The organism is Nocardia sp. NPDC004604 (assembly GCF_040609795.1).
GTDB lineage: Bacteria > Actinomycetota > Actinomycetes > Mycobacteriales > Mycobacteriaceae > Nocardia.
Genome location: NZ_JBEXLC010000218.1, coordinates 1 through 10,650, shown reverse-complemented (window position 1 = coordinate 10,650; position 10,650 = coordinate 1). Strand labels below are relative to the sequence as shown.

12 protein-coding genes and 2 pseudogenes are annotated in these 10,650 nt (G+C 64.9%); 6 read left to right on the top strand and 8 right to left on the bottom strand.

Annotation, left to right across the window (positions count from 1 at the left end):
* Positions 1-50: 50 nt before the first annotated feature.
* Genes ABZW16_RS40905 through ABZW16_RS40895 form a run of 3 tightly spaced genes read right to left on the bottom strand, consistent with a single transcriptional unit; the run spans position 51 to position 1,386 of the window.
* Positions 51-236, bottom strand: a complete 186-nt coding sequence (locus ABZW16_RS40905) for a DUF397 domain-containing protein (protein WP_354961531.1) — start codon at positions 234-236, stop codon at positions 51-53.
* A gap of 50 nt (positions 237-286) precedes the next feature.
* Positions 287-505, bottom strand: coding sequence for a DUF397 domain-containing protein (locus ABZW16_RS40900; protein WP_354961530.1), 219 nt, complete (start codon positions 503-505; stop codon positions 287-289).
* Positions 502-1,386, bottom strand: a complete 885-nt coding sequence (locus ABZW16_RS40895) for a helix-turn-helix transcriptional regulator (protein WP_354961529.1) — start codon at positions 1,384-1,386, stop codon at positions 502-504. Before ABZW16_RS40895 ends, ABZW16_RS40900 begins: the two co-directional genes overlap by 4 nt.
* Positions 1,387-1,768: 382 nt before the next feature.
* Between ABZW16_RS40895 and ABZW16_RS40890 the strand changes: the two genes are divergently transcribed.
* From ABZW16_RS40890 to ABZW16_RS40880, 3 genes are all read left to right on the top strand, one after another.
* Positions 1,769-2,149, top strand: a complete 381-nt coding sequence (locus ABZW16_RS40890; RefSeq protein ID WP_354961528.1) for a DNA-directed RNA polymerase subunit beta — start codon at positions 1,769-1,771, stop codon at positions 2,147-2,149.
* The gene (locus tag ABZW16_RS40885; RefSeq protein WP_354961527.1) at positions 2,146-2,364 is read left to right on the top strand and encodes a hypothetical protein; all 219 of its coding nucleotides are present in this window, start codon (positions 2,146-2,148) and stop codon (positions 2,362-2,364) included. The genes ABZW16_RS40890 and ABZW16_RS40885 overlap by 4 nt, the downstream gene beginning before the upstream one ends.
* 124 nt (positions 2,365-2,488) lie before the next feature.
* On the top strand, positions 2,489-2,824 hold the full coding sequence (locus ABZW16_RS40880) for a sporulation protein (RefSeq protein ID WP_354961526.1): 336 nt from the start codon (positions 2,489-2,491) through the stop codon (positions 2,822-2,824).
* A gap of 270 nt (positions 2,825-3,094) precedes the next feature.
* Here ABZW16_RS40880 and ABZW16_RS40875 read toward each other — a convergent pair whose 3' ends face one another.
* From ABZW16_RS40875 to ABZW16_RS40865, 3 genes are all read right to left on the bottom strand, one after another.
* Positions 3,095-3,523: a hypothetical protein gene (locus ABZW16_RS40875; protein WP_354961525.1), complete on the bottom strand. Its 429-nt coding sequence runs from the start codon at positions 3,521-3,523 to the stop codon at positions 3,095-3,097.
* A 122-nt stretch (positions 3,524-3,645) separates the two neighbouring features.
* Complete coding sequence (gene tuf / locus ABZW16_RS40870) at positions 3,646-4,821, bottom strand: elongation factor Tu (protein ID WP_354961524.1); 1,176 nt, start codon at positions 4,819-4,821, stop codon at positions 3,646-3,648.
* 293 nt (positions 4,822-5,114) lie between these two features.
* On the bottom strand, positions 5,115-7,013 hold the full coding sequence (locus ABZW16_RS40865; protein ID WP_354961523.1) for a protein kinase: 1,899 nt from the start codon (positions 7,011-7,013) through the stop codon (positions 5,115-5,117).
* Between the two features lie 400 nt (positions 7,014-7,413).
* Between ABZW16_RS40865 and ABZW16_RS40860 the strand changes: the two genes are divergently transcribed.
* Positions 7,414-7,983, top strand: coding sequence for a hypothetical protein (locus ABZW16_RS40860; protein ID WP_354961532.1), 570 nt, complete (start codon positions 7,414-7,416; stop codon positions 7,981-7,983).
* A gap of 25 nt (positions 7,984-8,008) precedes the next feature.
* Here ABZW16_RS40860 and ABZW16_RS40855 read toward each other — a convergent pair.
* Positions 8,009-8,743 (bottom strand): annotated as a pseudogene (locus ABZW16_RS40855) (serine/threonine-protein kinase); the annotation flags it as partial.
* A 147-nt stretch (positions 8,744-8,890) separates the two neighbouring features.
* Here ABZW16_RS40855 and ABZW16_RS40850 point away from each other — a divergent pair.
* Positions 8,891-9,661 (top strand): deoxyribonuclease IV, encoded by a 771-nt coding sequence (locus tag ABZW16_RS40850; protein WP_354961522.1) that lies wholly within the window; start codon positions 8,891-8,893, stop codon positions 9,659-9,661.
* 205 nt (positions 9,662-9,866) lie between these two features.
* On the opposite strand, the gene ABZW16_RS40845 is transcribed toward ABZW16_RS40850, so the two are convergent.
* Positions 9,867-9,989, bottom strand: a complete 123-nt coding sequence (locus tag ABZW16_RS40845; protein WP_354961521.1) for a hypothetical protein — start codon at positions 9,987-9,989, stop codon at positions 9,867-9,869.
* Positions 9,990-10,020: 31 nt separating this feature from the next.
* Between ABZW16_RS40845 and ABZW16_RS40840 the strand changes: the two are divergent.
* Positions 10,021-10,557, top strand: a pseudogene (locus ABZW16_RS40840) (TauD/TfdA family dioxygenase); the annotation flags it as partial.
* Between the last annotated feature and the right edge of the window lie 93 nt (positions 10,558-10,650).

Here is a 10,650-nt window from a genome sequence, read left to right as displayed (position 1 = left end):
AGCAAAAACATTAATCATATCTGCTAATCCAGCGAATTGACTATGAACATCTATAAATGATTTATGATGACACCCGCCGTGAAGATCAGCGCCGGGACGGTGGGGTTCTTGGAGTCACGCACACCGACCATGCCCCCGTCGATGAACACGACCTCCACACAATCCTTTGTTGCGTCGCTCCGGCTGCTCTTGAACCACTTCGCGCCGGAGAGGTCAACGTCATACTTGTCAGTCACGCTGCGGACTCCCTCGCAATCTCGCATCGCCGAACTGCCATTCATCGGACTTACGGCCGATCGAACTCACCATCGTTCACACCAGCGGTGAACGCATCCCACTCACCGGGGGTGAAGATCAGCGCCGGGCCGGGGCGGTTCTTGGAATCGCGTACACCGACCATTCCTCCGTCGAGGAAGGCAACCTCAACGCATTCCTTGCCACCCGATGTGCGTGAACTGGTGAACCAGCGCGCCCCCGAAAGGTCCACGTCGTACTTGTCGGTCACGCGGAAAACTCCCTTGCTACCTGTCGTAACAGGTCTCTACTCGCCTGCTCATCCAACGCCGCACGCTGAATGGCCTGATGCGCCTCATGGTAGCTCTGCACATCAATCCGTTTTTCCAAGTACATATCCCCGGTGAACGTCTCGAGGTAGACCACGGACGGCTCTATCGACGCTCCTCTTGCGTCGAGCCCGAAGTCCAGAACGATGAACCGTCCCAGCGGATCCCCCATGGGGATACCGGCATCGAACCGCAGAATCCGCAGGGAGACGTTCGGCAAAGTGCTGATGTCCGCAAGGTGTTTGAGCTGATTGGACATGGTCTTTCGACTCCCGACAACCCGCCGTAGCGAAGCCTCACCCAGAACAACGGCCAGCTTGGCTGGTTGTCGCTTCCGCGTGATCAGCGTTTGTCGCCGCTGCTTGAGGTGCACCCGCTGCTCGATTTCGTCAGGTGTTCCTTCCGGGTAGACGTCGCGCGCCAGCACCCGCACATAGTCAGAGTGCTGCAACAGCCCGACTACCGCATCGGGCGAGTACGAAGTCAGCGACTCCGCAGCCGATTCCAAGCCCATGTAGACATCGAAGTCCTTCGGAATCAGGTTCCCGTACTCATGCCACCAACTCTTGACGTTCGCTTGCTCGGCAAGACCGGTGAGCGCGGCAGTCATGGTGTCATCGGCACCGAGGACACTGCACAGCTCACGGATGTCGACCGTCCGGATTTTCTGGGGCAGTTCTCCCTTCTCGATGCGTTGTAGCGTGCTCGGGCTTCGTTCGATCAGCTTCGCAACCTGCGGAATGGTCATTCCGGTCTGGGTACGGAGGTCTCGCAAGTAGCGGCCCAATTGCCGCCGCGGCACCGTGCTGCCGGTTTCTGACATGTCGCATGCTCCCCTTCTGCGGCTCCCCTTGCACCGAGCGTGCGATGAACTATCGCATAGCCCTGACCGTGCTCCTGCCCTTTTGACGCAATCTCTTTGAGAAACCCAAATTGGCCCGACGGTCGGGTCACCCGATGGTCTGCTACCTCTGCGCCCGGCAGGGAGAACGGACCGAGAACCCCTCGCGCAGTTCACTTCCGCCCCGGGGACGGTCAGGGGTTGTCGGGGGCCGGGCGCACCGAATCACTCCGATGCGAGCAGGGGTCTCAACAAGATGGACCATGTAGCTTTCGGGGACACTCCACTGTCCCGCTGCCACTTCTATCGGCGGGTGTGCGATCTGCCCGCGCATATCGATCCACCGCACCTCGGTCGGATCATAATGAAAGCTGACCATGTGTGGGGCATCGTCATGCCAGCGCAACTCGGGCAGGCGGTCAAAGTGCGTATGCAACAGCAGGATTCGGATCTCGGGCCGATCGTGTCACATCCGCGCTCGAACCGGTGGACCTATCTGATCCGGCCGGATCTGCCCGATGAGGTGCGTCTGTTCGCGGAGATGTTCCGCCTCGACGTTTCGGTGGTGCGCACCGGCGGCACCATCGCACTCCCCTCGCCCACCGACCAGTGCGTCGAGTTCCGGCGCTGGGTGGAACCACCCCGCTGCACCTTCCGGCCATCCGGCCGCGTGGTGCTGGACGCCATCCGCATCTGCGCCGGATTGCCACCGCACCACAGCATTGCCCGCAGCGAGCGACCATGAGCGCCAACACATCTCCACGTCCGTCCGAGCCCGATGTCCACCTGAGCGTCTTCCTGCACGGCGCCCGCTTCGACTACGTCGCCTGCCTCACCGCCGCCCTGCTCTTCGTCCAAGAACACCAAGCCCAGCACTACGCCGACGCCGTAACCGTCGACCTCGCCGACACCACCACCCTGCCGCGCCTACCCTGCGAACGCCTCTACCTCGAGCCCTGAGCCGCGTCCGACGGTGCCGTTCTGCCCATCACCCCGGGTCCATCGGCCCTCCACTCATCCGGTGGCACCGGTCGACACTGAACTAAACGGCCATTCTGATCGAGAATACGACGGAGGCAATGCCATGAATGTCACGGACGTCCTCGCTACCGCGAAGGATTCGATGACGGCGAAGCGAGTATTCGCCGACCCTGTCGAACGCGACGGCACAACCGTGATCGCGGCCGCCGCGATCATCGGTGGCGGTGGCGGCGGAGTCGGCACCAATGAAGAAGGCCAGGAAGGATCCGGCGGCGGCTTCGGAATGGGCGCCAAACCGGTCGGCGCCTACGTCATCAAAGACGGCAAGGTGCACTGGCAGCCAGCAGTCGATATCAACCGATTGATCACAGTGGTCGGCATCGTCGCAGTAACCGCCCTGCTCGTCGGCGCCCGCATCGCAAAACTCCAGGCACACTAACCCGATCTCCGCCCTCACCAACCCACCGCCCGACGCACGACCACTACGCCCCACCCGGCCGCCTCTGGGCACTCACCGCGGGCACCCACCCGCAACCTGAGCAACCCCCGCAACACACTTGCAGCCAAGCGAATGAAGTTGCCGCACAAGCAGTGAAGACCTCGCAGACGGTATAGCTATTACGACATACGCAGTGTCCTTACGGCAGCGGCTGCGGAGTCTGAGCGTGGTGCCCCGCGGCGTGTTCCGGCTGACCGAACCGATGCGTGGCTAGAGTCGGGCAGTCACATCGTTGAGAAATTCGGCGATCTCGTCATCGAAGCTGGTGTCGCCACGGAGGTACTCGACACTGAGTAGTGTCAGGTCTTGGCCGATCTTGGTTGGCGCAGTGAAGTCGGCCATGAATTGGTTGTAGTCCACCAAGTCCTCAGCGCAGCGCGTTACCGCGCGTACATAAAAGGACAGCGCGACCGGCGCACCCACCGCGCGCAGCATGCCGTCGCATTGCTCCAACCGCTCAGGTCCCAAGTTGTAGATCAGCTGTCCGAAGCCACCGTTCTTCACCTGGTAGTCGAAGTCCGCGGCCAGGACGGTGAGGTAAACCAGATCACGTGTTGATTCGTCGAGATCCTCGGCGTAGTCGATGAGTTGCGCCGCCCGCTGGCCCAGGTGTTGGAGCTGTTCGTTATACACGCTCATGCCGGTCAGGCTAATGACGCGGAGAGCCAGCTGATCCCATCGATGGGAGGTGACCAGTAATGCGGGTGCACGACACCAGTGAGTGGGGCGCCGGGCGGTTACCCAGCACCCCACTCTTTGGGTTAGCCCACGGTCAGCACGGTGCCTGCGCCGACGGTCCGACCGCCCTCGCGGATGGCGAAGCCGAGGTCCGGCTCCAGCGGAACCGGGCGGCCCAATTCGACCGTGAGGTCGATGGTTTCGCCGGGGCGGGCGACCGCGATGCCGTCGGGCAGGGTGACGTTGCCGACGACGTCACCGGTGCGCACGTAGAACTGCGGGCGGTAGCCGGTACTGATCGGTGTGCGCCGACCACCCTCAGCGGTACCGAGCAGGTACACGCGCGCCGTGAACCGGCTGTGCACCGCGATGCTGTCCGGCGCCGCCGCGACCTGGCCGCGACGCACCTGACCGCGCTGCACACCGCGCAGCAGCAATGCAACATTGTCGCCCGCTTCCGCGAACTCCATTGTCCGGCCGAAGGTTTCGACCCCGGTGACAACACAGGTCAGCTCCTCGCCGCCGAACAGCTGTACCCGGTCGCCGAGCCGGATCCGGCCGCGCTCCACCGCACCGGTGATGACGGTGCCCCGACCGGTAATGGTCAGGACGTTCTCCACCGGCAGCAGGAAGGGCGCGTCGGTGTACCGGACCGGTGTCGGCACGTGGGTGTCCACGGCGTCCAGCAGGTCGAGCAGCGCGGCGGTCCACCGCGAATCCCCTTCCAGCGCACGCAGACCCGAGACCCGCACGACCGGCAGCTCGGCTCCCGGATATCCCTGGGCGAGGAGCAGCTCACGCACCTCCAGCTCGATCAGGTCGAGCAGTTCCGGATCACCCGCATCGGCCTTGTTCAGCGCCACCACGATGTGCTCCACCCCGACCTGACGCGCGAGCAGCACATGCTCGGCCGTCTGCGGCATTACGCCATCCTGCGCCGAGACCACCAGAATGGCCCCGTCGAGCTGGGAAGCGCCGGTGATCATATTCTTCACGAAATCGGCATGCCCCGGCATATCGATATGCGCGTAATGCCTTGTGGCGGTTTCATATTCGACGTGCGCGATATTGATGGTGATCCCGCGCAGCGCCTCCTCCGGCGCCCGGTCGATCCGCTCGAACGGCACGAAGCTGCCGCCGCCGCGCTCGGCGAGCACCTTGGTAATGGCGGCGGTCAATGTGGTCTTCCCGTGATCGACATGACCCATGGTGCCGATATTGAGATGCGGCTTGGTCCGCACATACGTCTTCTTGGACATGACTTTCCCTGACTAGCAATGTTTTCCGGCAACACACCGGGGGACCTCTCTGTGACGGGCCACCTTCCCCGTCAGAGGTCCCGGGACATCCCGGGGAAGGTCAGCTTCGGGCGCCGTCGAAGTGCGCCGCAGCCACTGCTGCGGACGCTGCCAGGGCAGCCGCCATCGCGCCCGCGACCGCGGACTCCAGAGCGATGGTGTGACCGAACATGTAGTGCACTGTACGGGCCGAACGGAACCGGGCGCGAGCGATTTTCGCTCGCGCCCGGTGCGGCGGTGTCAGTGCGGCAGTATCAGTTCAGCGGAGCCGAACGCCACCAGCGCAGGACATTGTCCTGTGCGCCCACCAAACCGTCTGCGTACATCAGGAATTGGGCGCGCTTGCTGTCGCCGGTGAAGGCGGTGACGATCTTCGGGCCGTCATTGACGAATTTGTAGTTGGTGTAGGACTTTCCGCCATTGGCATCGGTCGACTTGGTGGCGTCCGAGGGCAGATTGCTCAGCACCTTCTGCACATCGGAGGCGTTCTTGTAGACGTAGATGGTGTAGAACGGATCGTCGTTATCGCCGCCGCCGTAGCAATCCCACTGCGCAGCCCAGGCCCCGAAGTCCGGACTGCCGGGGGTGGGCAGGGTCAGATCGCCGGTCTTGTTGGCATTGCATTTAGCGCCGTTGTAGCCGACCGAATCCGATTCGCTGGCGGGCACCATGCGCGGGAACTCTTTGCTGATCGACGCCGCGGTGGCATCGATCGAGCCGCCGCCATTCGACGAGGAAGACGAGGTCGTGCTGCCGCCGCCGCTGGACGTCGACGAACCACCATTGGACACCACGCCGATGATCGCGAGCACGATCACCAACAGCACGACCAGACCGATGCACAGCGCGACGATGAGCCCGACATTCGACTTGCGCGGCGGCGGGACCGGGCGCGTTCCGCCCATCGGCGGCCGGGGTGCACCGGGCGGCGTCGCGAAACCGAGCGACTGTTGGTTGTGCGGCTGTTGGTTGTGCGGCTGCTGGTTGTGCGGCTGCTGGTTGTAGGGATTGCTCGGATGCGACTGCTGCTGGGTCGGCGCGGGCTGCACCGGCTGCGGGTGCTGGGTGCCCTGCGCGGGATTGACGGTCGTCTGCGCCAGCTGCTGTGGCTGCATGGTGTGCGGTCCGCTGGTCTGCGGGTACGGGCCGCTGGTCTGCGGGTAGGGCCCGGCGGTCTGCGGGTACGGGCCGTTCGTCACCGGCGGGATACCGGTCATGGGCATCGGCTGCCCGGTGACCGGCCGTGGCGCACCCGTCACCGGAATCGCCGGTCCGGTACCCGGACGCGGGCCGCCGACCACCGGCATCGCCGGGGCGCTCGGATTGGTGAATGCCTGCTTGGCCGCCAGCGCGAACTCCGAGCAGGAGGCGAAGCGGTCATCGGGTCGCTTGGCCATGGCCTTGGCCAGCACGGCGTCCAACTGGTACGGCAGGCCGGGACGGACGCTGCTCAATGCCGGGGGCGTGCCCTGCAGATGTCCCTGGATCACCGCCGCCGGATTGGTCGCCGCGAATGGACCGGAACCGGTGAACAGCCAGAACAGCGAGCACGCCAGCGAGTACTGGTCCGAGCGGTGATCCAGCGATGCGCCGGTCAGCTGTTCGGGCGAGGCATAGGCGAGGGTGGCGGTGAAGGTGCCGGTCTGGGTGAGATGTCCGGTGTCGTCGCGCAGGCGCGCGATGCCGAAGTCGGTCAGATAGACCCGCTCACCGCGCCCACCGCCCGAACGGGCCAGCAGGATATTCGCGGGCTTCACATCGCGGTGCAGCACGCCCATGCCGTGCGCGTAGTCGAGCGCGTCCGCGGTCTCCTTGATGATCTGCACCGCACGCTCCGGCGGCAGCGACTTCGGCTCGACCGACGCGGCATCGATGCCATCGATGTACTGCATCGAGATCCACAGCTGCTCGTCCTCGAGGCCGCGGTCGTAGACGGTGACGATATTCGGGTGATCGAGCTGCGCGACCAGATCCGCCTCCCGCTCGAACCGCGCGCGCACCTCCTTATCGAAGAACATCTCCCGATTCAGCAGCTTCAGCGCCGTCATCCGCGGCAGTCGCGGATGCTTCGCCAGGTACACCGAACCCATGCCACCGCGGCCCAATTGCCGATCGATGACATAACCGGCGAACACCTCACCGCTGGCCAGCATGTCTGCTCCACTTCCCGCCGCGCACCAGGACCCACCGGTGCACAGGCGTACAGCATAAGAACGCGCGATCAGGACCACCTGACCACGGAAAACATCGAAACCTTAGCAGGATTCGCTTAAGCCCTGGTTATCGTCGACTTATAGGTATCGCATGCGACGCCGATAGCGCACCGCTATGGCGGAGGCCGCGGTGCGGGGCCCGGCGGGGTCCGCCCGGGACGACGCGGGATGTCGGGCAGAGCAATGGTGTTCGGTCGCACCGACCGTCGCGGCGGCAGTGGCAGACGCGGCTGTGATGATCTCGGCGGCTCGGACGCACCGCGGTTGGTCGGCTCCGCCGGTCGGGCGGTTCGGCTGCTCCCGACTCGCTCGGAAGTGTTGGGGGGCAACGGGTTTTCGGATGGCGCCGAGTTTCCGGAGGGCGCTGCGTTTCGGGACGGCACCGAGTTTCCGGACGGCGCTGCGTTTTCGGGCGGCGTCGCGCTTCCGGACGGCGCTGCACTTCCAGACGGCGCCGGGCTTCCGGACGGCGCTGCACTTCCAGACGGCGCTGCACCTCCAGACGGCGCAGGACTTCCAGACCGCGCTGCACCTCCAGACCGCGCTGCACCTCCAGACCGCGCTGCACTTCCAGGCGGCGCTGCACCTCCAGACCGCGCTGCACCTCCAGACCGCGCTGCACTTCCAGGCGGCGCTGCACCTCCAGACGGCGCCGGACTTCCAGACGGCGCCGGACTTCCAGACGGCACCGGGTTGCGCGGCGGACCGGCATGGTGCGGCGACTCGGTGCTGGTACGCGAATCATGGCCCGACGGCGGACGATACGCACCGTGCTGCCCGTTCCCGTGCTGCGGGTGCGGGTGCGGGTGCGGGTGCGGCCAGGACGACACCAGCGCCCGCCGAGCCGCCACGGCGAATTCGGCACAGCTGCCGAACCGGTCCGCTGGCTGTTTGGCCATGGCCCGCATGAGCACCGCGTCCAACCCGGGCGGCACATCGGGGCGATATCGGCGCAGCGAAGGTATCGCCCCGTGCAGATGTCCGTTGATGACGGCCATGGGATTCGCCCCATGGAACGGCCCGACCCCGGTCAGCATCCAGAACAGCGAACAGGCCAGTGAGTACTGATCGGCCAGATAGTCCGGCTTCCCGGTCAGCTGCTCCGGCGCCGCATAGGCCAGGGTGGCGGTGATGGTGCCCGGGGAACTCAGCGTGGACTCGGTGCCGCGCATGCCCGCAATGCCGAAATCGGTGAGCAGCACCCGTTCCGGCTGCCCGATCGGCGCCTTGGCCAGCAGGATATTGGCCGGTTTCACATCGCGGTGCAGCACTCCGTTGGCGTGTGCGAAATCCAGGGCGGCCGCGGTATCGGCGATGATCTGCACCGCGCGACCCGGCGCGAGCACATTGACATCCGCGCAGGAGGCATCCGCGCCGGGCACGAATTGCATCGAGATCCAGAGCTGTTGATCCTCGGCGCCGCGGTCGTAGACGGTGACGATATTCGGATGGTCGAGCGTGGCGACCAGATCGGCCTCACGCTCGAAACGACGCCGGATCTCGGCATCGGTATACAGTTCGCGCTTCAACAGTTTCAACGCGGTCAGACGCGGCAGACGTGGATGCTGGGCCAGGTATACAGTGCCCATACCGCCCTGCCCGAGCACACGTTTAATGGTGTAGCCAGCGAAAACGTCGCCAGTTCGCAGCACAGTGGATTCACCCCCCATATTCGGGTCGAGCACCTGGATCCTACCGATGTATCTGTTGGCGTGGCCCCGGCGCAACATGTTCGTTGCCGTCCGCTGCGGCCTTTCGGCGGCCCGTTGACGGCCGTGTCGGAGACGTTGTCGGTGGCAGTCGATAGGCTCGGCCCCATGCGCATTGGAGCACACGTCCGGCTCGACAGCGATCCGATCGGCTTCGGTGAAAAACTCGGCGCCGAGGTCATCCAGCTGTTCGTCGTCGACCCGCAGAGCTGGGACAAGCCGACCCCGCACCCGCGGACCGAGGAGATCCTCGCCAGTCCGATCGATGTGGTGGTGCACTCGTCCTATCAGATCAATGTGGCCAGCCTGAACAACCGCCTGCGCATGCCGTCGCGCAATGCGGTCGCGCAGCAGGCCGCGGCCGCCGCCGATCTCGGCGCGTTCGGCCTGGTCGTGCACGGCGGACATGTCCGCTCCGACAGCGAGCTGGACACCGGAATCGACAACTGGCGCAAGCTGTTCGAACGTCAACAGGACAAGGGCGGCTTCGCGGTGCCGATCCTGATCGAGAACACCGCGGGCGGCAATCACGCCATGGCCCGGCATTTCGATTCGATCGCCCGGCTCTGGGATGCGGTCGGCGATTTCGGCGCCGGCTTCTGCCTCGACACCTGCCACGCCTGGGCGGGCGGTGAGGATCTGGTCGGTGTCGTCGAGCGGATCAAGGCCATCACCGGCCGCATCGACCTGGTGCACCTGAATTCCTCACGCGACGAATTCAATTCCGGCGCGGACCGGCACGCCAACTTCGCCGACGGCACGATCGATCCGCAACTGCTCGCGGAGGTATGCCGCACCGCGGACGCCCCGGTCATCCTGGAGACCCCCGCCGAGGGCGTCGCCGATGACCTGGCCTACCTGCGGGAGCACCTCGGCTGATTCCGTCGTCGGCCCCGGCCGGGCAGTCCGATGGGCAGAACAGACCGGCGAGTAGTCGGGCAGAGCAGGTAGACCGCACAAGCAGTCCGGACCGCGACGGCAAGCCCGCAACGAACAGTCCGAACCGCACGTCGCGCCGCGGGACAGCGGAAGGCGTTATCCGGTAGGTGGTCGCGGCGGCGAGTTCACCGGTGAGCCAGTCCGACTAGTCGTCGGTGACATGCGCGCCATTGCCGCCCGCACGCCGCATTGTGGCAAGCGCCGTTGGGATCACGACGACGAAAACCCTGGTTGGAGTGCCTATTTCGGTGGTGTGCTCATGGCGCATCAACCGATTTCAATCAGCGAAGGTGATCCCTATGACGGTCGACTACGCCCAATCCACCGCCACCGTGACCAAGCTCGGTGCCCGCATCGGCGCCCAGGTCGACAATGTCCGGCTCGGCGGAGATCTGGACGCGGGCACCGTCGAGGTGATCCGGCGCGCCCTTGTCGAGCACAAGGTCATCTTCTTCCGCGGTCAGGACCATCTGACCGAGGACGGGCAGTACGAGTTCGCGCAACTGCTCGGCACCCCGACCACCCCGCACCCGACGGTCACCTCGCACGGCGTCAAGAGCCTGGCCATCGACTCCGAATACGGCCGGGCCAATAGCTGGCACACCGATGTCACCTTCGTCGATCGGATCCCGAAGGCCTCGATCCTGCGTGCGGTCACCCTGCCGTCCTACGGCGGATCGACCACCTGGGCATCCACCGTCGCCGCCTACGAGTCGCTGCCCGAACCGCTCAAGCGCCTGGCCGAGAACCTGCGGGCCGTGCACACCAATATCTACGACTACGCCGCCACCAATGTCGACCGCAGTACCCCGAACACCGCGGCCTACCGCGCCGAGTTCCAACGTCAACAATGATGGTTCCAAATGACTATGTAGGAGCAGTTATGGAACTGTGTCAACGTAAACGTGGCCAATTTATAAACATGGATT